The 22,792-nt window shown below is 69.6% G+C and carries 21 protein-coding genes and 1 tRNA gene; 15 read left to right on the top strand and 7 right to left on the bottom strand.

Features of this window, described 5'->3' with window-relative positions; all coding sequences use genetic code 11:
* Positions 1-28: 28 nt before the first annotated feature.
* Entirely contained in the window at positions 29-2,065 is a 2,037-nt protein-coding gene (locus tag HL658_RS09425) for a hypothetical protein (RefSeq protein ID WP_180281686.1), read from the bottom strand.
* 343 nt (positions 2,066-2,408) lie between these two features.
* Here HL658_RS09425 and HL658_RS09430 point away from each other — a divergent pair, with 343 nt between their 5' ends.
* Positions 2,409-3,194, top strand: a complete 786-nt coding sequence (locus HL658_RS09430; RefSeq protein WP_180281687.1) for an SDR family oxidoreductase — start codon at positions 2,409-2,411, stop codon at positions 3,192-3,194.
* Between the two features lie 36 nt (positions 3,195-3,230).
* Here HL658_RS09430 and HL658_RS09435 read toward each other — a convergent pair whose 3' ends face one another.
* The 4 genes from HL658_RS09435 to HL658_RS09450 form a co-directional block, all read right to left on the bottom strand.
* Complete coding sequence (locus tag HL658_RS09435; protein ID WP_180281688.1) at positions 3,231-4,019, bottom strand: OmpA/MotB family protein; 789 nt, start codon at positions 4,017-4,019, stop codon at positions 3,231-3,233.
* The gene (locus HL658_RS09440) at positions 4,006-4,800 is read right to left on the bottom strand and encodes a motility protein A (RefSeq protein WP_343055041.1); all 795 of its coding nucleotides are present in this window, start codon (positions 4,798-4,800) and stop codon (positions 4,006-4,008) included. The genes HL658_RS09435 and HL658_RS09440 overlap by 14 nt, the downstream gene beginning before the upstream one ends.
* Before the next feature lie 84 nt (positions 4,801-4,884).
* The gene (locus HL658_RS09445; protein ID WP_180281689.1) at positions 4,885-6,117 is read right to left on the bottom strand and encodes an EAL domain-containing protein; all 1,233 of its coding nucleotides are present in this window, start codon (positions 6,115-6,117) and stop codon (positions 4,885-4,887) included.
* A gap of 85 nt (positions 6,118-6,202) precedes the next feature.
* Positions 6,203-7,024 (bottom strand): alpha/beta fold hydrolase, encoded by an 822-nt coding sequence (locus HL658_RS09450; protein WP_180281690.1) that lies wholly within the window; start codon positions 7,022-7,024, stop codon positions 6,203-6,205.
* A 248-nt stretch (positions 7,025-7,272) separates the two neighbouring features.
* Here HL658_RS09450 and HL658_RS09455 point away from each other — a divergent pair, with 248 nt between their 5' ends.
* On the top strand, positions 7,273-8,226 hold the full coding sequence (locus HL658_RS09455) for a thiamine pyrophosphate-dependent dehydrogenase E1 component subunit alpha (RefSeq protein WP_180281691.1): 954 nt from the start codon (positions 7,273-7,275) through the stop codon (positions 8,224-8,226).
* Between the two features lie 15 nt (positions 8,227-8,241).
* Entirely contained in the window at positions 8,242-9,204 is a 963-nt protein-coding gene (locus HL658_RS09460; protein WP_180281692.1) for an alpha-ketoacid dehydrogenase subunit beta, read from the top strand.
* Between the two features lie 24 nt (positions 9,205-9,228).
* Here the strand turns inward: HL658_RS09460 and HL658_RS09465 are convergent, their stop codons facing one another.
* Positions 9,229-10,458 carry an MFS transporter gene (locus tag HL658_RS09465; protein WP_180281693.1) on the bottom strand — a complete coding sequence of 410 codons (1,230 nt, stop codon included), beginning with the start codon at positions 10,456-10,458 and terminating at the stop codon, positions 9,229-9,231.
* A 325-nt stretch (positions 10,459-10,783) separates the two neighbouring features.
* Here HL658_RS09465 and HL658_RS09470 point away from each other — a divergent pair, with 325 nt between their 5' ends.
* The 12 genes from HL658_RS09470 (at position 10,784) to HL658_RS09525 (ending at position 21,657) form a co-directional block, all read left to right on the top strand.
* On the top strand, positions 10,784-11,065 hold the full coding sequence (locus HL658_RS09470; protein WP_180281694.1) for a hypothetical protein: 282 nt from the start codon (positions 10,784-10,786) through the stop codon (positions 11,063-11,065).
* A 184-nt stretch (positions 11,066-11,249) separates the two neighbouring features.
* Positions 11,250-11,325 (top strand) — tRNA-Phe (locus HL658_RS09475).
* Positions 11,326-11,374: 49 nt separating this feature from the next.
* Positions 11,375-11,551 (top strand): hypothetical protein, encoded by a 177-nt coding sequence (locus tag HL658_RS09480; protein WP_180281695.1) that lies wholly within the window; start codon positions 11,375-11,377, stop codon positions 11,549-11,551.
* Positions 11,552-11,725: 174 nt separating this feature from the next.
* Positions 11,726-13,270: a glycerol-3-phosphate dehydrogenase gene (gene glpD, locus HL658_RS09485; protein WP_180281696.1), complete on the top strand. Its 1,545-nt coding sequence runs from the start codon at positions 11,726-11,728 to the stop codon at positions 13,268-13,270.
* Positions 13,271-13,329: 59 nt separating this feature from the next.
* On the top strand, positions 13,330-14,418 hold the full coding sequence (locus HL658_RS09490) for an ATP-binding cassette domain-containing protein (protein WP_180281697.1): 1,089 nt from the start codon (positions 13,330-13,332) through the stop codon (positions 14,416-14,418).
* A 17-nt stretch (positions 14,419-14,435) separates the two neighbouring features.
* Positions 14,436-15,512, top strand: a complete 1,077-nt coding sequence (locus HL658_RS09495) for an ABC transporter ATP-binding protein (protein WP_180281698.1) — start codon at positions 14,436-14,438, stop codon at positions 15,510-15,512.
* Positions 15,512-16,396 carry a carbohydrate ABC transporter permease gene (locus HL658_RS09500; RefSeq protein WP_180281699.1) on the top strand — a complete coding sequence of 295 codons (885 nt, stop codon included), beginning with the start codon at positions 15,512-15,514 and terminating at the stop codon, positions 16,394-16,396. The genes HL658_RS09495 and HL658_RS09500 overlap by 1 nt, the downstream gene beginning before the upstream one ends.
* Positions 16,397-16,399: 3 nt before the next feature.
* Positions 16,400-17,200, top strand: a complete 801-nt coding sequence (locus tag HL658_RS09505; protein ID WP_180281700.1) for a carbohydrate ABC transporter permease — start codon at positions 16,400-16,402, stop codon at positions 17,198-17,200.
* Positions 17,201-17,213: 13 nt separating this feature from the next.
* Entirely contained in the window at positions 17,214-17,495 is a 282-nt protein-coding gene (locus tag HL658_RS09510; protein WP_180281701.1) for a DUF2160 domain-containing protein, read from the top strand.
* 47 nt (positions 17,496-17,542) lie between these two features.
* Complete coding sequence (locus HL658_RS09515; RefSeq protein ID WP_425485325.1) at positions 17,543-19,282, top strand: ABC transporter substrate-binding protein; 1,740 nt, start codon at positions 17,543-17,545, stop codon at positions 19,280-19,282.
* Between the two features lie 78 nt (positions 19,283-19,360).
* Positions 19,361-20,866, top strand: a complete 1,506-nt coding sequence (glpK, locus tag HL658_RS09520) for a glycerol kinase GlpK (RefSeq protein WP_180281703.1) — start codon at positions 19,361-19,363, stop codon at positions 20,864-20,866.
* The gene (locus tag HL658_RS09525; protein ID WP_180281704.1) at positions 20,863-21,657 is read left to right on the top strand and encodes an SDR family NAD(P)-dependent oxidoreductase; all 795 of its coding nucleotides are present in this window, start codon (positions 20,863-20,865) and stop codon (positions 21,655-21,657) included. Before glpK ends, HL658_RS09525 begins: the two co-directional genes overlap by 4 nt.
* Before the next feature lie 31 nt (positions 21,658-21,688).
* Here HL658_RS09525 and HL658_RS09530 read toward each other — a convergent pair whose 3' ends face one another.
* Positions 21,689-22,717: an amino acid ABC transporter substrate-binding protein gene (locus HL658_RS09530; protein ID WP_180281705.1), complete on the bottom strand. Its 1,029-nt coding sequence runs from the start codon at positions 22,715-22,717 to the stop codon at positions 21,689-21,691.
* Between the last annotated feature and the right edge of the window lie 75 nt (positions 22,718-22,792).

Consider the following 22,792-nt stretch of genomic DNA (forward strand, 5'->3'; position numbering starts at 1 on the left):
GGCCCGGTGCCCGGCTCCGCGCGGGGCATCAGGCCGGGCAGGTAGCGGCGATCCTGTCACCGTCGAGCTTGAGCATCAGCCGCACCGGCTGGAGGCGCTCGGCCGACATCGCTTCGGCCGCCCGTATATCCTCGCCGATCTGTTCTTTGCAGGCGACCACCTCGGCCATCAATCTCCCGTTCCACGCGAGGAGGTCGAGTTTGCGCTGGTTCAGTGTCGCCGCCGAATTCCAGAACGAGGAGAGGGTTTTCACCTTGTCCCGCATCGACCGATCCGTGTCTCGGAGCAGATCGCCATTCCGGTCCAGGGTCCCCAGCGCCTCCAGGATACTGCGCCGGCGGCTGTCCTTCAGGCCCGCCTCGCCTGGGAAGACTTGCAGAAGCTGCCAGCCGCAGGCGCGGGCGCGGATGCAAAGAAACAACTGGCCGTACAGATCGGCGAGCAGGTCCTGGTGCGCCCGAATGGCGTCCTGCATTCCCTTGGACCCGAGGCCGCTGTCCTTGACCATCCGGATGGCATGGCTCTCATGGCGGATGTCCTCCAGCAGATGTTCCTGCACCTGGAGCAGTTGCGCCTCATGACGCTCGATCTGATGCCGGATCCCGTCCGACAGTTCGCCGGCCAGCACGGATGGCGCGATCTGTTCGAAGTACCGGATGGCCCCGGTCAGAACCGATCGGCGTTCGTTGTTCTGGAAACGCTGGATGCGGTCGACCGCCGCCTTGATCGCGGAGAGCTTCCGGCTGATGTCCGCAAGATGCTTCTGCGCGACGGCGACCGAGGCGATCTGGAAAAGGGCCGTCGCGTTCACGAGGTTCGATAGGGTTGACGCATCGAAGAGCCGCGCCTGCTCCACGATTTTGCCATCGGCTCCCTGCACCCACCCCCGGAAGCCGCCGCCGTTCGCCTGCACGAGCGAGCCATCGACCATGACCTCCATGTAGTGGGTGCGTGCCATCTCAAGCGCCGTCGCGAGAGACGGAACGGCCGGGAGCAACGGGTTCAGCCGGGCGATGCTGTCGTCCGATTCGCCGATCGGGTGCCATGTCCTGGGCGACGGTTCGGAAACGCGGGTCAGCGACAGAACCGGCTTGCCCGCCGACGCACCGATGATGAGCGCCGTGCCGGGCGACTGATCGGACGCCGCCGCCACCGCGGTTGCCGTGCCATCGGCACGGACTGGCCGCGTCGGTGTGGCGGGCGTTGTGTCCGCGGCGGCGGCCAGCCGATCCAGGTGCTTCTTGCGGAGGAAGGCGATGTGCAGGACGCAGGGAACGGTCGCCTTGAACAACGGTTCGGTCAGCCGGAAACCCGACACGGCCTGCTCAAGTTGACCGGAGACCGCGCGCGACAGGAACGAGGCGGCGCCGGCCGCCGCCCCGGCCGCGGCCTTCGCGACGATCGCCGGTTCGCCACCGGGTGCCAGCGTGGTCATCCGCCCCCCCAACCGGGAGAGCAGAGCGTTGGCGGCGCCGGTCGCGGTCGTTGCCGCCGCCGACACTTTGTCGGTGACCTCCCGTGCCTTGGTGAGAGCCGGTGCCACCTCGTCCGGATTGAGCGCCGCGAGTCGGCCGCGGAGATGACGCGCATGGGACAGCAGGGCGCTTGCGCCTTCCCGCGCCGCGCTCCCGACGGTGGCGGCGTTGCTGGAGGCCTCGTTCCGCGCTCGCGCCAAAGCCGCCGCTTCGTCACCGGGCTCCAACGCAGCCATCGGCTGGCCAAGGTAGAGGGTCAGCAGGTTGAGTTCGTTTTCCGCGGTGTTCCCGGGCACATGCGGCACATCGAGCTTCCGGCAGACGTCGATGACGAGCGCATCGTAGGTGGGGCCTTCCCCTCGAACCGCTCCGACGTCCGGGCTGTCGCCGCAACGACGGAGCGCATCGCCGATCAGACGATGGTAGAGGGAATGCCGGGGCCGGTGCCGGCGGTATGTGTCTTCGGCTTCGAAGGCGTCCGGCAGCGCCTCGGCTATGCACGCGACCAAGGGATCGAGATCCGCGTCGGAGCACAGCGCCAGAAGCGCGTAGAGGTCACCCCGGCGAATCGCCGCCACCGTGTTGCTCACATGGACCTCCCCAGTCTTCGAATGTGCCGGATCCACAGGATGTCCGGAGAGTTTATCCCGTTATGCGTGAATTTTGAAACCAACTCTACGTCCGGTACGCCCCGGAGCCGTCCTATGCACCCAGTGGCGACGAGCCGAAGGGACGAAGCCGCCGCCGCAGTCGGGAGATGCCCGTTCCAAGGCTTCGGCAATGCGGGTGGGATCCGGACGCCGCGGGAACCATGGGCTCCACCGGCGACGCGGCGCTGCTGGCGGAGTTGTCGGAAGGGTAGGATCGGGGAACCGCGTTCGCCCGTTGCCGGTTGTCGGGCTTGAGACACTTCAGGCAGCGGAAGCGACGGGCATGGAATTGACGGGCAGGGTGGCGCTGGTCACGGGTGCGGGGTCGGGGATCGGCAAGGCGGCGGCGTTGCGGTTCGCGCGCGAGGGGGCGGCGGTGGGCGTGCTCAGCCGCACCGCGGACGAGATCCGGCGGACGGCCGACGAGATCACGGCGGCGGGCGGCAGGGCGGTGCCGCTGGTGGCCGATGTCGCCGACAGCGCGGCGGTGAAGGGGGCGGTGGAGGAGCTGGTCGGCGCCTTCGGACGGCTCGACATCGTCTTCGCCAACGCCGGCATCAACGGCGTGTGGGCACCCATCGACGAGCTGACGCCGGAGGAGTGGGACCGCACGATCGCCATCAACCTGCGCGGCACCTACCTGACCATCCACCACACGGTGCGGCATCTGAAGCGGTCCGGGGCCGGGGCGATCCTGGTGACCGCCTCGATCAACGGCACGCGGGTGTTCAGCAACGCCGGGGCGACCGCCTATTCCTGCACCAAGGCGGCGCAGGTGGCGATGGTGCAGATGCTGGCGCTGGAGCTGGCGCAGCACCGCATCCGCGTCAACGCCATCTGCCCCGGCCGCATCGACACCGAGATCGACGAGAACACCCAGGCCCGCCACACCGAGGCGGCGCGCGAGCCGGTCGACTACCCCGAGGGCAAGATCCCGCTGACCGACGGCAAGGCGGGGACCAGCGACGAGGTCGCCGAGCTCGCGCTGTTCCTGGCGTCCAACCGCGCCCGCCACATCACCGGCACGCCGGTGTGGATCGACGGGGCGCAGTCGCTGCTGGTCGGGTAGACGGGCGCCGACGGGCCGCGGCCGGCGCCGGGACGCTCACTCCTCCGTCTGGATGCTCAGGGTGACGCGGCGGTTTCGGGCGAGCGAGAGCGGGTCGCTGCCGGGCGCCAACGGACGGGTGTCGGCGTAGCCGACGGCGGACAGGCGCTGCGGCTCGATGCCCAGCTCGATGAGCCGCCGGACGACGCCGGAGGCACGCGCGCCCGACAGTTCCCAGTTGCTGGGGTAGCGCCCGCCGGTGACCGCCGTGACGTCCGTGTGCCCTTCGACGACGATGCCGCCGCGCGCCGCGGCCAGCGCTGGTGCCAACCTGAGCAGGAGGTCGCGGCCGGGCTGGGTCAGTTCGGCGCGGCCGGTGGCGAACAGGATGGACTCGCCCACGGTGATGGCGACCCGGTTCCGCGCCACGCTGACCGTCACACCCGGCGGCACGCCGAGTGCTGCCAGCCGGGCCAGCCAGCGTTCGGCCAGCCGCTCGGGGGCGGGTGCGGCGATCTCGCCGTCGTCCAGCCGCGGACGGTCGTCGTCCAGCAGCGGTGCCGGCTCCACGGTGGGCGCCTCGGCCGGAGACGCGGCGCCGGGCCGGGTGATGGCGGGTGGGTCCGGCGTCCGGGGTGTGGTCGGCAACTCGTCCCGGATGGTGGTGATGGCGAGCAGCATGACGAAGACCGACATCAGCAGCGTGACGAGGTCCGAGTAGCTGAGCAGCCAGATCTCCTGGTCATCGTCGGCGCCGGCGGACGGCGCCCGGATCGTCACCGTCCGGCGGGGCGGGGCAAGGATGCCATCCGCCCCCGGCCCCCGCTCCGAATCACGCGGCGCCATGGAGTTCGTCCCGGCTTTCGCGGATGAACTCCGCCAGCGCGTCGGCGATCACCGTCGGCGAGCGCCCGAGCCGCAGCAGCAGAATGCCCTCCAGCAGCACGTTCAGCATCGCGGCCCGCCGTGCCGTGCGCTGTTCCAGCTTGATGGCGATGGGCTTGAACACGAGATTGGCGAGCACCACGCCGTAGAGCGTGGCGACCAGCGCCACCGACATGTGCTCACCCACCTGCGCGATGGTGGCGGTGCCGAGCTGGGCCATCATGCCGATCAGGCCGATCAGCGTCGCCAGCAGCCCGAAGGCCGGTGCCAGCCCGGCCAGCGTGCGGAACAGCCGGACCTGCACCGCTTCCTGATCCACCATCTTCTGGATGCGCCAGTTCATCACGTCCAGGATGTCGTTCACCGGTGCCGCGTCGGCGACCAGTTGCAGGCCCAGGCGCAGGAAGGGGCTCGCCGCCTTGTTGCCCTGCACCTCCGCCTCCTGGATGCGCCCGCGCTGGTGCAGGCGGGCGAAGGCGACGATCTCGGCGATGTCGGTGGCGATCGACTCCTCGTCGCGGAAGATGGCGAGAAGGGCCGACAGGGCGGTCCGGAGTTCGCTGATGCGGAACGCCAGCAGCGCGGCCACGGTGGTCCCCGCCCCGATGATCACCGCGCCGGTCGGGTTCCACAGCGCGTGAAGTCCCTGGTCGACACCGATGTAGGAGAAGAGCCCGATCGCCCCGGTGATCCCGAGGACGGTGGAATTCAGGACGGCAAGGCGCCCACCCGTGGAGGCCACGATGATCCTCTGCCGTTCGTCATGCGATCATATGCCCATCGGACATGCATCGCGGGTCCCTGTCAATCGCGAGGATTGCAACGCTCAGCCGCGCCCGAACAGACGACCCAGCAACCCGGCAACGGCGGGCTCCGCGGCGGTTTCGGCAGCGCTGTCCGCCTCCTCCGCTCCGACCGTCGCCGGCGGCGCTTCGGACGGCGGGCGGGTGGCCCTTGTGGCGGTGTCCGCGGCGTGTCCCTGGAAGAGAATCACCCCGGCCGCGCGCCCGGTCTCCAGCGCATCCGGCGTGTCGCAGCGCCACAGGACGAGCCGGTCGACGCCGAAGCGCCGGACGCCGTCGGCCAGCCGTGCGCCGGCGTCCGGCGCATCCGGGCGCCACAGCGCCTTCACGTAGGTCGGCGTGACGGCGCCGAGGTCCAGTGTCGCCAGGGTCTCCAGCGGGACGTGATCCGCCGCCACAGCCATGCCGAGATCGGCCAGCCGGGCGGCGGCGGCCTCGACACGCGGCAGCGACAGGCCGAACTCCCAGCACGCCAGCTCCGCGGTGAGCCGTTCCCGCTGCTCGCCCGGTATGGCGCGCGCGATGGCGGGGAAGTCGTCATCGAGGATGGTTCCGGTGTGCAGGTCGATGGCAAGCCGGCGGTCGTCGGCGGCACGATCGATGCGCAGGTGGCGCAGCAGCCCGCGGTCCATCAGCGCGGCCGCCTCGTGCCGCAGCCAGGAATTCCGTCGCAGCGGAACGCCCAGCCGCGCCTCCAGCTCGTCGATCGCCACCGCCAGCTCCACCCGGACGGGTTCCGGCTCCCCTCCGGCGACGAAGGACCAGATCGGCTGTTCGCGGACCAGGCTGCCGAGGTCGGCACCCTGCAGCGCTCGCTCGACCTCCAGCAGGTCGCCCAGCGCGGCGGTTGGGACACGCGCGGCCGTGGCGAGCACCCCGGCCCGGGCAATCAGATCCGGCGGCAGGATGTCGCCGACCATGCGGACAGCTTCCGTCGCCACGTCGTAGACGGTGAAAGCGAGCTGGCCGAAGCCGTGATGGCGCAACACGCCGCCCAGCGCCTCGGCGCTGCCGCGCAGCAACGCCGGGGCGTCGGCCGGGGCCAGGATCAACAGACGCGGACCCGGCAGGCGGAACATCTCGCGCTTGCGGGTGCCGAGCCAGCTTTCGAGATAATGGTCGAGCGTGCGGACGAAGTGCGGATCGTCGGCGTGCTCGACTCCGCGAAGATCGACCAGCAGCGCCGCCAGCGGCTCCGGCGTCTCGCGCAGGGCGCCGAGACGGGTGAGAACCGCATGGCCCGGCATTTGGGACATGTGACCGCCTCCTGCCCGGGTACAGACGGAGTCTGCACCCGGAACACGCCCGGCGCCACCGGTCGATGCCTGCGCGGACCGCGGGTCAGCCCTTGATGAAAGCCAGGAGATCCGCGTTGAAGCGGTCCGCCTCGACGGTGGTCAGGCCATGGCCGCTGCCGGCATAGACCTTCAGCGTCGCGTTGGGCGCGATCTCCACCGCACGGCGGGCGGCGGCGTCGATCGGCACGATCTGGTCGTCGTCGCCATGAATGAACAGGGTGGGGATGGTCATCTTCTTCAGGTCCTCGGTGTAGTCCTGCTCCGAGAACTGGGCGATGCAGTCGTACAGGCCCTTGATGCCGCCCATCATGCCCTGCATCCAGAAGGACAGGCAGACGCCTTCCTGCACGGTGGCGCCGTCGCGGTTGAAGCCGTAGAAGGGGATGGTCAGATCCTTGAAGAACTGGGCGCGGTTGCCGGCGGTGTTCTTGCGGATGCCGTCGAACACCTCCATCGGCAGGCCGCCGGGGTTCGCCTCGGTCTTCAGCATGATCGGCGGCACGGCACCCACCAGCACCGCCTTGGCGACGCGCGCCGTGCCGTGGCGGCCGATGGTGCGCGCCACCTCGCCGCCGCCGGTGGAATGGCCGACCATCACCGCGTCGCGCAGGTCGAGCTTGTCCATCAGCTCCGCAAGGTCGTCGGCGTACTGGTCCATGTGGTTGCCGTCCCACGGCTGGTCGGAGCGGCCGTGTCCGCGCCGGTCGTGCGCGATCACCCGGTAGCCCTGCTGGCCCAGGAACAGCATCTGCGGATCCCACGCATCGGCGCTGAGCGGCCAGCCGTGCGAGAAGACGACGGGCTGGCCGGTGCCCCAATCCTTGTAGAAGATGCGCGTGCCGTCGCGTGTGGTGATGGTGCTCATCGAACCCTCCTCGTTGGCGCTGTCGGCGGGTGCTCCGCCAAACGCACCCCAAAGTGCCCGCAGTGGACGGGAAGCGGAAATCACACTCTCGTATAGGGTTAGCTTTTTTCGCTTGTGGTGCTGGATCATTATCGGATTTGAGACACTTACGATTCTTTTAGCATCCGGTGAGGCAAGAGTTAGCAAGCGCCGCCGCCACTCAAGGCGTAGCGTCCGGCCCCAATCGAGGCCATTCGGAACCCACGACCATGAGCAACCACCATCGCGGCGTCGAGGCGCTGGAGCGGATGATGCTGATCCGCGCCTATGAGGAGACGCTGGTCGACCTGCACGGCCGCGGCCGTGCCGCCGGCACCTGCACCTCCGTCGGGCAGGAGGCCGCCGCGGTCGGCGTCGTCTCCGCCCTCGGTCCCGACGACCAGATCCTGACCAACCACCGCAGCGCCGGGCACCTGCTGGCCCGCGGCGCCGACCCGCGCCGCATGCTGGCGGAGGTGACGGGCAAGGCGGACGGTTACTGCAAGGGGATGAGCGGGTCGCTGCACATCGCCGCCAAGGAGCTCGGCGTCATCCTGACCTCCACCATCGTCGGTGGTGAGCTGGCGCTGGCGACGGGGGTGGGGTTGTCGCGCTCCATGCTGGGCGGCGACGGCATCGTCACCTGCTTCTTCGGCGATGGCGCCGCTTGCGAGGGGCGTTTCCAGGAATCCCTCAACCTCGCCGCCGTGTGGAACCTGCCGGTCCTGTACGTGTGCGAGAACAACCAGTGGCAGGCCTTCGTCCACCGCAAGGAGACGACACTGGCCGACGGCGTGACAGCGCAGGCCGCCGCCCTCGGCGTGGCCGCGGCGACCGTCGATGGCAACGATGTGGAAGCCGTCCACGCCGCCGCGGCCACGGCCGTCGAGACGGTCCGCCGCACCCGCCGGCCGTATCTGCTGGAGGCCCGCACCTACCGCCTGCGCGGCCATTTCGAGCCGGATGACCAGAGCTATGTCGACCCCGCCGAACTCGCCCACTGGCGCGACCGCGACCCCATCCTCCTGCAACGGGCGCGGCTGGAGCGCGACGGGCTGCTGAGCGCCGACGAGGTGCTGCGGATGGAGGGGGCGGTGCGGCGGACGATGGACGAGGCCGTCGCGTTCGCCGAGGCCAGCCCCTATCCGGGCTTCGACCAGATCACCGCTGCCGTCTACGCCTGAGCCCCGAGGCATCCCATGACTTCGATGACCGTGAACGACGCCATCTCCGCAGCCCTGGCCGAGGAGATGCGGCGCGACCCGACCGTGCTGATGTTCGGCGAGGGCACCGCCACCAAGCGCCGCGACCTGCTGGACGAGTTCGGCCCGGCCCGCGTGCGCAACACCCCGCTGGCCGAAGGCATCCTGGCCGGCACCGCGGCCGGGGCCGCGGCCACCGGCCTGCGCCCGGTGGTGGACCTGCTGTTCGCGCCCTTCCTGTGCTACGCGATGGACGAGATCGTCAACAGCGCCGGCAAGCTGCGCGCCATCTCCGGCGGGCAGTTCTCCTTCCCGATGGTGGTGATGGCGATGACCGGGGCCGGCTGGGGCGTCGGCGCCCAGCACAACCACAATCTGGAGGCCTGGTTCGTCCACGCTCCGGGGCTGAAGGTGGTGATGCCGTCCAACGCCGCCGACTTCAAGGGGCTGCTGAAGGCCGCCATCCGCGACGACAACCCGGTGCTGTTCTTCACCGACATCGCGCTTGGCTATGCCGAGGGCGAGGTGCCGGACGGCGAACTCGTGGTGCCGTTGGGCAAGGCCGCGGTGCGGCGCGAGGGGGCCGACGTGACGCTGGTGTCCTACGCCAAGACGGTGAACCACTGCCTGGACGCCGCCGGCCGGCTGGCCGAGCAGGGCATCGAGGCCGAGGTGGTCGACCTGCGCACCCTGAAGCCGCTGGACGAGGACACCATCCTGGCTTCGGTGCGCAAGACCGGCCGGCTGGTGGTGGTGCACGAGGCGAGCCGGCTGTGCGGGGTCGGGGCTGAGATCGCCGCACTCGTCTCGGAGAAGGCGTTCCGGTCGCTGCGCGCCCCGGTGCTGCGGCTGACCGGGCCGGACGCGCCGGCCCCGGCCAGCTACCCGCTGGAACAGGCCTTCGTGCCGCAGGCCGGCGCCATCGCCGAGGCGGCGGCGGGGCTGGTGCGCGGCGCCTGACGGAGGTTCGCGCGGCGGGTCGCGTCAGCCCGCCGCGCGCGCCGTGTTGCGGGCGGCGGCCATGGCAAGTGCCGCCACAGCCAGCAGCAGCGGCACGAAGGACACCCACAGCACCGTGTTCCACCCGTAGGCGGTCAGCAGGCCGCCGGACGAGAAGGAGCCCAGCGCCACCATGCCGAAGACGGCGAAGTCGTTGAGCGACTGCACCCGCGTCCGCTCCTCCGGCCGGTGGCACTCCAGCACCATGGCCGAGGCGCCGACGAAGCCGAAATTCCAGCCCAGCCCCAGCAGGATCAGACTCCACCAGAAATACTCCACCTCCAGGCCCAGCAGCCCGACGGCGGCGGAAGCGGCGATCAGGGCGAGGCCGGCCGACACCACCCGGTCGGCGCCGTAGCGCGTGATCAGGCGGCCGGTGAAGAAGCTGGGCCCGTACATGGCGATCACGTGCCATTGCAGGCCGAGATTGGCCGACTCCTGCGACAGGCCGCACAGCCGCATCGCCAGCGGGGCGGCGGTCATGATGAAGTTCATCAGCAGGTAGGACACCACCCCGCAGATCACCGCGGTGACGAATCGCGGCTGACGGGCGATCACGCCGAGGGGACGGCCGCCGGCGACCTCCGCCGCCGTCGGCTTCGGCAACCGCACGCCGGCCAGCACGCCGGCGGCCAGGACGGCCACCGCCGCCTGCGCCAGGAAGGTGGCGGCGAACAGGTAGGGTGGCCACAGATTCATGGTGTACGTGACGAGCTGCGGGCCGATGACGCCGGAGAACACGCCGCCCGCCATCACCGCCGACAGGGCCCGCGGGCGCCGCGCCGGCGGCGCGCAGTCCGCCGCGGCGAAGCGGAAGGAAAAGACCACCGAGGCGTAGGCGCCGCCCAGGAAGCTCGCCGCGCAGAACAGCCAGAAGGAGCCCGCCACCACCGCCAGTGCCGACAACAGCCCGACGAGAACGCCGCATCCCGTGCCGGCCAGGAAGGCGGCGCGACGGCCGTGGTGCCGGGCGATGACTCCGGCCGGCAGGGTGCACAGCGCCATGCCGACCACGAAGATGGAGATGGGCAGGGTCGCCAGCGCCGGGGTGGGCGCCATGGTGTTGCCGACGATGGCCCCCGTCGCGAAGACCACCACCGCATTGGCGCCGGCCAGGGCCTGCGCGACGGTCAGACGCAGGACGTTTCCAAGCTCGTGGTCGTAGTGGTGCGCCGGCGCGGAGCCGGCGGTCGTGGTGGCTTCGGCGTTCGACATGCGTTTCCCCCGGCTGGGCGGGCGGGGTGGCGCCGCCGCGTCCTTGGCGCGACCATGCCGGTCGGGAACACGGCCGTCGATACCGCCTTGCGCATGGAAGCCCCCCGGATTCGTGGGGGCGCCGAACAGTGGTAGGCAGAAAGTCCGTTGCAGAATATTCAACAGGCACATTCGCTACGAATGCATGGAAATTCGGGCCATGCTGATTTTTCATCTTGCGGCACGGGCGGTGCGGTGATACTAGAACACTGAGCGTGGCGCGAAGCCCTGACCGGGACGGGCCACACGGAATTCAGCTATCGACAGCCGGGAAAGCGTCACCGCCATGTCCGCCGCCATCGCCATCAACCAGGGTTCGCAGACGGCCGTTTCGGCCGCGCGCGCGGTCCTGTCGGCGCGCGGGGCGGAGGGGCTGGCCGCTGCGCCGGCATCCGTCGGTGTGTTCGTCGCGTTTGCCACGTGGTGCAAAGCCGCCCGAATTCCGGCCCGGATCATGGGTTGCCAATCGTACGTTCGTCATGATTCGCAGTTTAAAGTCACCCTCACCGGCCGGCTTCCGGCCTTCGAGGGGTTTCCGGGACGGGTGGGGCGACAGGGAAGCGGTTGAGGCCGCATCCAAAGCCCAGTGGGAAGCCACAACCCCTCCCGGATCCCGGCGAGGGGTTTTTTGTTGCCCTGATGGCAAGTGCCGCGGCTTGGCGGTAATAGGACAGTGCGCCTATCAACCCGGCCGGCTTTGCTGCGGTGCGAGTAAACCGTAAGTAATGACAAGAAAAAGCCCGAATTACAGGGCCGCTCTGGCGTAGAGGGTCTGCGCGCCTGGCTGAAGACCAGGAGGTCACCGTTCGATCCAGTGGGGCGGCACCACACTTCGCGCGCTGTGCGCAACCATTCGACGCGGAAGGAGGATCCGATCATGAGCGCATCACCCGTGATTCCGGCGTGGCGCCTGCGTGTCGCCGAACTGCTCGACGACCCCGTCGGGCAGGCCGTCCTGCGGCGCGACCGGCTCAGCCGCGACGACGTGCTCCGCCAGATGGCGGTGGCGGCCGAGCGCCTCAACGGCCGGGAGGAACTGCGCAAGGCAGCCTGATCCATCCTCCCCGATCGCATGGGCCCCGATTGCACGGGAGCTGTTTCGGATTCGCCCATTGACTTTCGTTTCCCGCTTCGAAATTTTCGAATTGCGCTTTCGCGTGCGCCGGCGTATGGTTTGTCCAACAAACATCGCCGGCGCTTTGTGATCGGTGATTCGGGGAGGACGAACATGGCCGGGGTCTACGACCTTGCCATCATCGGGGGCGGCATCAACGGTTGCGGCATCGCGCGCGACGCGGCCGGGCGGGGCTACAGCACCTTCTTGTGCGAGCGTGACGACCTTGCGTCGGGCACCTCGTCGGCATCCACCAAGCTGATCCACGGCGGCCTGCGCTACCTCGAATACTACGAGTTCCGTCTGGTCCGGGAGGCGCTGCGCGAGCGCGAGGTGCTGTGGCGCATGGCGCCGCACATCATTTGGCCGTTGCGCTTCGTGCTGCCGCACAGCCCCGACCTGCGGCCGGCCTGGCTGCTGCGGCTGGGCCTGTTCCTCTACGACCATCTGGGCGGGCGGGAGCGGCTGCCGGGCACGCGCACGCTGGATCTGCGCACGGATGCGGCGGGCGAGCCGTTGAAGCCCGTCTTCTCCAACGGGTTCGAGTACTCCGACTGCTGGGTGGAGGACGCGCGGTTGGTGGTCCTCAACGCCCAGGACGCCGCCCGCCGGGGAGCCGACATCCGCATCCGCACCCGCTTCGTCTCCGCCGAGCGCGGGGCCGACCGCTGGATCCTCACCTTGGAGGACACGCGAAACGGCCAGCGCAGCGTCGTGCAGGCGCGGGCCGTGGTGAACGCCGCCGGCCCCTGGGTGGCGCAGGTGATGGGCAGCGGCCTGCCGGCCGGCGACGCGGTGCGCCGCATCCGGCTGGTTCAGGGCTCGCACATCGTGGTGCCGCGCCTTTACGACCACGACCGCTGCTACATCTTCCAGAACGGCGACGGGCGCATCGTCTTCGCCATCCCCTACGAGACGGATTTCACGCTGATCGGCACCACCGACCAGGATTACAAGGGCGACCCCGGCGCCGTCCGCGCCTCCGAAACCGAGATCACCTACCTCTGCGCCGCCGCCAGCGAGTATTTCCGCCGTACGATCGCGCGCACCGATGTGGTGTGGACCTATTCGGGCGTGCGTCCGCTGGTGGACGACGGGGCCACGGCGGCGCAGGCGGCGACCCGCGATTATGTCTTGGCGCTCGACGCCGCCGCCGGGTCCGCCCCGTTGCTCAGCGTCTATGGCGGCAAGATCACCACCTACCGCAAGCTGTCGGAGGCGGCCTTCGCCAAGCTGGGCCCGCATCTGCCCCCGGCGCCGGTGCCGGGCTGGACGAGCCGGCAGCCGCTGCCGGGCGGCGACTTCCCGGTGGACGGGGTGGAGGCGCTGGTCGGGCGCGTGCGCACCCGCTACCCGTTCCTTGCCCCCGCCCACGCCCTGCGTCTCGTGCGCGCCTACGGCACCCGCGTGCCGGAGGTGCTGGGCGACGCCACGGCCATGGCCGACCTTGGCCGCGCCTTCGGCGCCACCCTGACCGAGGCCGAGGTGCGCTGGATGATGCGGGAGGAATGGGCGGAGCGGGCGGCGGACGTGGTGTGGCGCCGCACCAAGCTGGGGCTTCGCCTGTCGCCGGCCGAGATCGAGGCGCTCGACGCCTTCATGGCCGAGGCCGGGCGCGAGGGGCGGTCGGTTGCGGCACCCGGCGCCGCGGCGGACTGAACGGGCGGCCAGAACGGGTCGATGGAACGGCTGGACGGATCGGCAAGGGGAGGCAAGGCGTGTCGCTGGTGCTGGAACGGGTGGGGCGGAGCGTGGGGGCGGAGCGGCACATCGACGATGTGTCGCTGACGCTGGAGCGCGGCTCGCTGAACGTGCTGCTGGGACCCACCCTGTCCGGCAAGACCTCTCTGATGCGGCTGATGGCCGGGCTCGACCACCCGACCGAGGGGCGCGTGATCGTGGATGGCACCGACGTGACCGGGCAGCACGTCCGGCGCCGCTCGGTCGCCATGGTCTACCAACAGTTCATCAACTACCCTTCGCTGACGGTCTTCGAGAACATCGCCTCGCCGCTGCGGGTGTCCCGCCGCCCACGCGAGGAGATCGAGCGCAAGGTGCGCGAGGCGGCGGCTCTGCTGAAGCTGGAGCCCTATCTGAAGCGCACCCCGCTGGAGCTGTCGGGCGGCCAGCAGCAGCGCACCGCCATCGCCCGCGCGCTGGTCAAGGGCGCCGACCTCGTGCTGCTCGACGAGCCGCTGGCCAACCTCGACTACAAGCTGCGCGAGGAGCTGCGCGAGGAGCTGCCGCGCATCTTCGCGGAGTCCGGCGCCGTCTTCGTCTACGCCACCACCGAGCCGATGGAGGCGCTGCTGCTGGGCGGCAATACGGCGACGCTGTGGCAGGGGCGGCTGGCGCAGTTCGGGCCGACGCCGACCGTCTACCGCCGGCCGTCCACCATCACCAGCGCGCGCGTCTTCTCCGACCCGCCGCTCAACACCATGCGGCTGCACAAGCGCGGCGGCCAGGTGGTGCTGCCGACGGGCGAGCACGCGACCGCCCGCGGCATCCTGGCCGGCCTGCCGGACGAGACCTACACGGTTGGTTTCCGGGCCGAGCAGCTCCGGATCGGCCGCGGCGAGGGGGAGGCGATGACCATGACCGGCACCGTGGCGGTCAGCGAGATCACGGGCTCCGAGAGTTTCGTGCATGTGGATGTGGGGGCCGAGCGCTGGGTCGCCGTGTGCCCCGGCGTGCTGGAGGTGGAGCCGGGCGAGCGCATCGACGTCGCCATCGACCCGCACCGGGTCTTCGCCTTCGGCCATGACGGGGCGCTGATCGCCGCCCCGCCGCTGGTCATGGCGGCCTGAGGGGAGGAGAAGACGCCATGGCGCGCATCGAGCTGGCGGACCTCGCCCACCACTACCGCCCCAACCCGGCGACCGACGCGGATTACGCGCTGAAGCCCATGCACCATGTGTGGGACCAGGGCGGCGCCTACGCCCTGCTGGGGCCGTCCGGCTGCGGGAAGACGACGCTGCTGAACATCATCTCCGGCCTGCTGATCCCCAGCCGTGGCCGGGTGCTGTTCGACGGCAAGGACGTCACGCATCTGCCGACCGAGAGCCGCAACATCGCCCAGGTGTTCCAGTTCCCGGTCGTCTACGACACCATGACGGTCTACGACAATCTGGCCTTCCCCCTGCGCAACCGCGGCCTGCGCGGGCCGGCGGTGGACGCGCGGGTGCGCGAGATCGCGGCGCTGCTGGACCTGACGCCGGATCTGACGCGCCGCGGCGGCGGGCTGACCGCCGACGCCAAGCAGAAGATCTCGCTGGGGCGCGGGCTTGTGCGGCCGGATGTGGCGGCCATCCTGTTCGACGAGCCGCTGACGGTCATCGACCCGCACCTGAAGTGGGAACTGCGCAGCAAGCTGAAGGCGCTGCACCGGGCGCTCGACCTGACCATGATCTACGTGACCCACGACCAGACGGAGGCGTTGACCTTCGCCGACACGGTGGTGGTCATGCATGACGGGCGGGTGGTGCAGATGGGGCGGCCCGACGAGCTGTTCGAGAAGCCCGCCCACACCTTCGTCGGCCACTTCATCGGCTCGCCCGGCATGAATGTGCTGCCGGCGGAGATCGACGGTGCCACCGCGCGGGTCGGCGGCGTCGGCATCCCGCTGGCGCGCGGCTACACGGCACCGGCGGCGGGCATCCGGACGGAGATCGGGGTGCGGCCGGAGTTCGCGCGGCTCGCGCCCGCCGGCACCGGGGTGCCGGTGCGGGTCCGCCGCATCGAGGATCTGGGACGCCGCCGCATCGCCCGCGTCGAGCTCGCCGGCCACCCGATGGCGGTGACGGTGCCGGACGGTCTGTCGGTCTCCGGGGAGGCGTCGGTGCTGATGGAGCCCGCCATGGTCCATGTCTACGCCGACGGGCGTCTGGTGGAGGCCGCGTGATGGACAAGCCCTTGAACCAGAAGGCGTGGCTTTTCGTCCTGCCGGTGCTGCTGATCGTCGCCTTCTCCGCGCTGATCCCGCTGATGACGGTGGTCAATTATTCGGTGCAGGACACCTTCGGGAACAACCAGTTCTTCTGGAACGGCATCGGCTGGTACATCGATCTTCTCGATCCTACCACCGATCTTGGCGGCCGTTTCCTCGACGCGCTCTGGCGGAACCTGCTGTTCTCGGCGATCATCCTGGCGATCGAGGTGCCGCTGGGCATCGCGGTGGCGCTCAGCATGCCACGCGACGGCTGGCGGGTGGCGGCGACGCTGGTGGTTCTGGCCCTGCCCATGCTGATCCCGTGGAACGTGGTCGGCACCATCTGGCAGATTTTCGCGCGCGAGGACATCGGGCTGCTTGGGTATGTGGTGAACCGGCTGGGCATTCCCTACAATTACACCGCTGACACGCTGTCGGCGTGGATCACCATCGTGGTGATGGACGTCTGGCACTGGACGTCGCTGGTGGCGCTGCTGTGCTACGCGGGCCTGCGCTCCATCCCCGACGCCTTCTACCAGGCGGCGCGCATCGATGGCGCCTCGCGCTGGGCGGTGTTCATGAACATCCAGCTGCCCAAGATGAACCGGGTGCTGCTGATCGCGGTGCTGCTGCGCTTCATGGACAGCTTCATGATCTACACCGAGCCCTTCGTCGTCACCGGCGGCGGCCCCGGCAACTCCACGACCTTCGTCTCCATCGACCTCGTCAAGCTGGCGCTGGGTCAATTCGACCTGGGCAAGGCGGCGGCGATGTCGATCGTCTACAACCTGATCATCCTCGCGATCTGCTGGGTCTTCTACACGGTGATGACCCGCCTCGACGCGCGGAGGGGGTGAACCATGCCACGCTCCCGCACCATCGTGCTGACGCTCTACATCCTGTTCCTGCTGCTGCCGATCTACTGGCTCGTCAACATGAGCTTCAAGACGAACACCGAGATCGTCACCGGCATGACCCTGTGGCCGGCCGAGCCGACGCTGGAGAACTACGCCCGCATCTTCACCGACGCGAGCTGGTATTCCGGCTACATCAACTCGATGCAGTATGTGGCGCTGAACACGGTGCTGTCGATCGCGCTGGCCCTGCCGGCGGCCTACGCCTTCTCGCGCTTCCGCTTCGTGGGCGACAAGCACCTGTTCTTCTGGCTGCTGTCCAACCGCATGGCGCCGCCGGCGGTGTTCGCGCTGCCCTTCTTCAATCTGTATTCGGCCATCGGGCTGTTCGACACGCCGCTGGCGGTGGCGCTGGCGCATTGCCTGTTCAACGTGCCGCTGGCGGTGTGGATCCTGGAAGGCTTCATGTCCGGCGTGCCGCGCGAGATCGACGAGACGGCCTATCTGGACGGCTACAGCTTCCCGCGCTTCTTCGTGCGCATCTTCATGCCGCTGATCGCCAGCGGCATCGGGGTGACGGCCTTCTTCTGCTTCATGTTCTCGTGGGTGGAACTGCTGCTGGCGCGCACGCTGACCTCGGTCGACGCCAAGCCGATCGCCGCCACCATGACCCGCACCGTGTCCGCGTCCGGCATGGATTGGGGCCTGCTCGCCGCCGCCGGGGTGCTGACCATCGTGCCGGGCGCGCTCGTCATCTGGTTCGTCCGCAACTACATCGCCAAGGGCTTCGCCCTCGGCCGGGTGTGAGGAGCCGCAACCCATGGACCATTTCGCCTGGATGGCCTGGACCTGGCCGACCGCGGCCTTCTTCGCCGGCATCGCCGTGGCGCTGGCGACCATGACGGTCCTGGCGGTGCGGCGGCCGGAGACGCCGCGGCACGGCATCCTCGGCCTCGACACCACGCGCGGCGACCGGCTGTTCCTGTCGCTGCTGGGCAGCGCCTTCATCCATCTGGGGTGGCTGGGGCTGGTCGGACCCGACCTGACCGTCGCCTCGATCCTGTCCCTGCTCTACGCCGCGGCGGTCTTCCGCTGGGTGTAGACGGCACTTTTTCGCAACCATTACGATTCTTGGGGGAGGAAACAACCGTGAAGAAGTTCTGCCTGCTCACCACTTCGGCCGTGGCCCTGTTGCTCGGCACGGTGTCGGCCAAGGCCGACATGGAGGCCGCGAAGCGCTGGATCGATTCCGAGTTCCAGCCCTCCACGCTGTCCAAGGAGGAACAGCTCAAGGAGATGGAGTGGTTCATCAACGCCGCGAAGCCCTTCGCCGGCATGGAGATCAACGTCGTCTCCGAAACCATCACCACCCATGAGTACGAGGCCCGCACCCTCGCCAAGGCCTTCAGCGAGATCACCGGCATCAAGCTGCGTCACGACCTGATCCAGGAAGGCGACGTGGTCGAGAAGATCCAGACGCAGATGCAGTCGGGCAAGAACATCTACGACGCCTGGATCAACGACAGCGACCTGATCGGCACCCATTTCCGTTACCAGCAGGCGATTCCGCTCACCGACTGGATGGCGGGGGAGGGCAAGGACGTCACCTCGCCGACGCTCGACCTCAACGACTTCATCGGCAAGTCCTTCACCACCGGGCCCGATGGCAAGCTCTACCAGATCCCCGACCAGCAGTTCGCCAACGTCTACTGGTTCCGCTACGACTGGTTCCAGCGCGCCGACCTGAAGGAAAAGTTCAAGGCCAAGTACGGCTACGACCTCGGCGTTCCGGTGAACTGGTCCGCCTATGAGGACATCGCCGAGTTCTTCACCAACGACGTCAAGGAAATCGACGGGGTGAAGGTCTACGGCCACATGGACTACGGCAAGAAGGATCCGTCGCTGGGCTGGCGCTTCACCGACGCCTGGCTGTCCATGGCCGGCAACGGCGACCGCGGCATCCCCAACGGCAAGCCGGTGGACGAGTGGGGCGTGCGCATGGAAGGCTGCCGCCCGGTCGGCTCCTCCGTCGAGCGCGGCGGCGACACCAACGGCCCGGCGGCCGTCTACTCGATTGCCAAGTATGTGGAGTGGCTGAAGAAATACGCCCCGCCGCAGGCCGCCGGCATGACCTTCTCCGAATCCGGCCCGGTGCCGGCGCAGGGCAACGTCGCCCAGCAGATGTTCTGGTACACCGCCTTCACCGCCGACATGGTGAAGCCCGGCCTGCCGGTGGTGAACGCCGACGGCACGCCGAAATGGCGCATGGCTCCGTCGCCCAAGGGCGCCTACTGGAAGGAGGGCATGAAGCTCGGCTATCAGGACGCCGGTTCCTGGACCCTGCTGAAGTCCACCCCGGTGGATCGCCGCAAGGCCGCCTGGCTCTACGCCCAGTTCACCATCGCCAAGTCGGTCAGCCTGAAGAAGAGCCACATCGGCCTGACCTTCATCCGCGAGAGCGACATCTGGGACAAGTCCTTCACCGAGCGGGCGCCCAAGCTGGGCGGGCTGATCGAGTTCTACCGCTCGCCGGCGCGCGTGCAATGGACCCCGACCGGCGTCAACATCCCCGACTACCCGAAGATGGCGCAGCTCTGGTGGCAGAACATCGGTGACGCGTCGTCGGGCGCCAAGACCCCGCAGCAGGCCATGGACGCGCTCGCCGCCCAGCAGGACGAGGTGCTCGGCCGTCTGGAGCGGGCCGGCGTGCAGGGTGATTGCGGGCCGAAGCTGAACAAGAAGGAGACGGCAGAGTTCTGGTTCGCCAAGTCCGAGAAGGACGGCAACGTGGCGCCCCAGCGCAAGCTTGCCAACGAGAAGCCGAAGGGCGAAACCATCGACTACGACACGCTGATCAAGTCCTGGCCGGCGAACCCGCCCAAGAAGTGACCGGCGGCCGGGGGCGGGCGGGGGAATCCCTCCGCCTGCCCTTTGCTTGCGAACGACAACCATCGGGAATTTGCCGCCATGGCCGCGACCGGCTTCGTGCTCGCCATCGACCAGGGAACCACCTCCACCCGCGCCATCGTCTTTGATCGCGATGGAAAGCCGATCTCCGTGGCCCGGCGGGAGTTTCCGCAGCATTACCCGGCGGATGGCTGGGTCGAGCACGACCTGGAGGACATCTGGCGCGACACGGTGTCGGTGCTGCGCGAGGCGGTGGCCCAGGCGGGGCTCCAGCCGTCCGACATCGCCGCCATCGGCATCACCAACCAGCGCGAGACCACGGCACTCTGGGACCGCCGCACCGGCGAGCCGGTGCACCGCGCCATCGTCTGGCAGGACCGCCGCACCGCCGACCATTGCCGCCGCCTGATCGCCGACGGCGCCCAGCCGCTGGTGCGGGAGCGCACCGGCCTGCTGATCGATTCCTATTTCTCCGCCACCAAGCTCGCCTGGCTGCTGGCCCGTGTGCCGGGCGCGCGGGAGCGGGCGGAGCGGGGCGAGCTTGCCTTCGGCACCATCGACAGCTTCCTGCTGCACCGGCTGACCGGAGGCGCGGTGCACGCCACCGACGCCACCAACGCGTCGCGCACCATGCTGTTCGACATCCGCCGGCAGGTCTGGGACGAGGAGCTGCTGCGCCTGTTCGGCGTGCCGCGGGCGGTGCTGCCGACGGTGCTGGACAGCAGCGCCGAGTTCGGTGCCACCACGGCCGACCTGCTCGGCCGCCCGATCCCGATCGCCGGCATCGCCGGCGACCAGCAGGCGGCGATGTTCGGGCAGGCCTGCTTCGAGCCGGGCATGGTGAAGTCCACCTACGGCACCGGCTGCTTCGCCCTGCTCAACACCGGCGACCAGCCGGTGGACAGCCGCGCCAACCTGCTGTCGACCGTGGCCTGCCGCTTGGACGGCAAAACGACCTACGCGCTGGAAGGCTCCATCTTCATCGCCGGGGCGGCCATCAAGTGGCTGCGCGACGGGCTGGGCATCATCACCCACGCCTCGCAGACCGACGATCTGGCGACCCGCGTGCCGGACAGCCACGGCGTCTATCTGGTGCCCGCCTTCGTCGGGCTGGGCGCCCCGCATTGGCAGCCGGACGCCCGCGCCGCCATCACCGGCCTGACGCTCGACGCCGGCCCCGCCCACATCGCCCGCGCGGCGCTGGAAGCGGTGGCTTTCCAGACCCGCGACCTGCTGGAGGCGATGAACGCCGACTGGCCGCAGCCGCTGAAGGCGCTGCGGGTGGACGGCGGCATGGCCGCCAACGACTGGCTCTGCCAGTTCCTCGCCGACACGCTGGACACGGTGGTCGAGCGCCCGGCGGTGATCGAGACGACGGCGCTGGGTGCGGCGGCACTCGCCGGGCTGAAGGTCGGCGTCGTCGCCGACCGCGCGGCGTTGGCGGCCGCCTGGAACTGCGAACGCCGCTTCGAGCCGCGCATGGACCCGGAGAAGCGCGCGCGCCTCTACGCCGGCTGGCTGGACGCGGTGGAGCGGGTGAAGGGCGCGCGGGGGGCCGGGGCATGACCATGCAGGATTGGCCCGCCACCACGCTGGGCGACGATTTCCGCGGCCGGCGGGTTCTGGTCACCGGCAGCAGCCGGGGCATCGGGGCGGCGGTGGCCGTCGCGCTGGCCGGGCTGGGCGCGCGGGTGGCGCTGCACGCGGGCGCCAGCCGGGAGGCGGGGGAGGCGTTGCGCGACGGCATCGCCGAGGCGGGCGGCGACGTCGTGCTGCTGACCGGCGATTTCCGCGATCCGCGCGCCGTGGAGTCGGTGGTGGATGGAGCCGTCGAGGCGCTCGGCGGGCTGGACGTGCTGATCAACAACGCCGGCACCATGGTCGCCCGCCAGCCGCTGGAGACGATGCCCGATGAGTTCCTGGACGAGGTGGTCGACCTGAACCTGCGTTCGGTCGTGGTCGCCTGCCGCCGCGCCTTGCCGGCGTTGAAGGCGGCGGAGGGGGCGGCCATCGTCAACACCGTGTCGATCTCGGCCCGCACCGGCGGCAGCCCGGGATCCTCCATCTACAGCGCGTCCAAGGCCTTCGTGTCGACCTTCACCCGCTCGCTGGCGGCGGAGCTGGCGCCGCACCGCATCCGGGTCAACGCCGTGTCGCCCGGCACCATCGGCACCGATTTCCACCAGCGCTACTCCACCCCGGAGAAGCTGGCGGCGACGGCGGCGCGCATCCCGCTGGGCCGCATCGGCACCGCGGACGACTGCGTCGGCGCCTATCTGTTCCTGGCGTCGGAGCGGCTGGCCGGCTACGTCACCGGGCAGGTGGTGGAGGTCAACGGCGGACAGTTGATGGCGTAGTCGAGGAACGCGCCGCAACTCTCTGAGACAATTACCGGATCGGTGGCGCCCACAAGAGTCCGCCGTTCTTCCACAGGCGGTTCGGGCCGCGCTCCAGCCGCAGCGGCGAGCCGCGGCCGAGGTGGCGTTCGAACAGCTCGCCGTAGTTGCCGGCGGCGGCGATGGCGCGGTAGGCCCATTTGGGGTCGAGGCCCAGCGCCTCGCCCAGCCGGCCCTCGCTGCCCAGCAGCCGGCGCGTCTCGGCGTCGCCGGTCCGGCTCAGCCGCTCCACGTCGGCGCCGCGGATATCCTTTTCCTCCGCCGCGACCAGGGCCAGCAGCACCCAGCGCACGATGTCGATCCAGACCGGATCGTCGTCGCGCACCACCGGGGCCAGTGGCTCCTTGGAGATCACCTCGGGCAGGATGACGTAGGCGGCGGGATCGGGGCCGCGGGTGTGGCGCATGGAGGCCAGCGCCGAGCTGTCGTCGGTCACGGCGGTGCAGTGACGGTTGAAGAACGCCGTGTAAGATCCGTCCACCGTTTCGAATTCCAGGATCTTCAGCCCGAGCTTCTGGATGGAGTCGAGGTCGCGGAGGTTGGCGATGGTGGTGGTCGCCGTCTGCACGCAGATGGTGGCGCCGCGCAGGTCGGCCAGGCGGCTCGCCCCGGCGGAGCGGTGCACCATGAAGCCCTGGCCGTCGAAGAAGGCCAACCCGGTGAAGGTGAGCTTCAGCTCCGCGTCGCGGCCGAGCGTCCAGGTCGTCGCCTCCGACAGCAGGTCGACGGCCCCCTCCGCCACCGCCTCCAGCCGGTTGCCGACGGACAGGTTGAAGAACTCGACCCGTTCCGGTTCGTGCAGCACCGCCGCGGCGACGGCGCGGCAGATGTCCGGAAAGAAGCCGATCCAGCGCCCGCTGTCGGCGATGGTGGCGAGGCCCTGGCCGTTGTCGGTGGTGCCGCAACGCAGCACTCCGCGCTCGCGCACGGTGTCGAGCGTTCCGGCGGCGACCGCGTCGGCCCAAAGCAGCGGCGCCCAGAGCAGGAGGGCGGTGACGAGGGCAACGGGTTTCCACTGCATCGGCGGCCCCTGTTCTTCCTTGGATCGCGTTCTTCCTTGGATCGTGGCCCCGCCGGGCCTTGACCATCTGACCGC

Source organism: Azospirillum oleiclasticum (genome assembly GCF_013423485.1).
Classification (GTDB): domain Bacteria; phylum Pseudomonadota; class Alphaproteobacteria; order Azospirillales; family Azospirillaceae; genus Azospirillum; species Azospirillum oleiclasticum.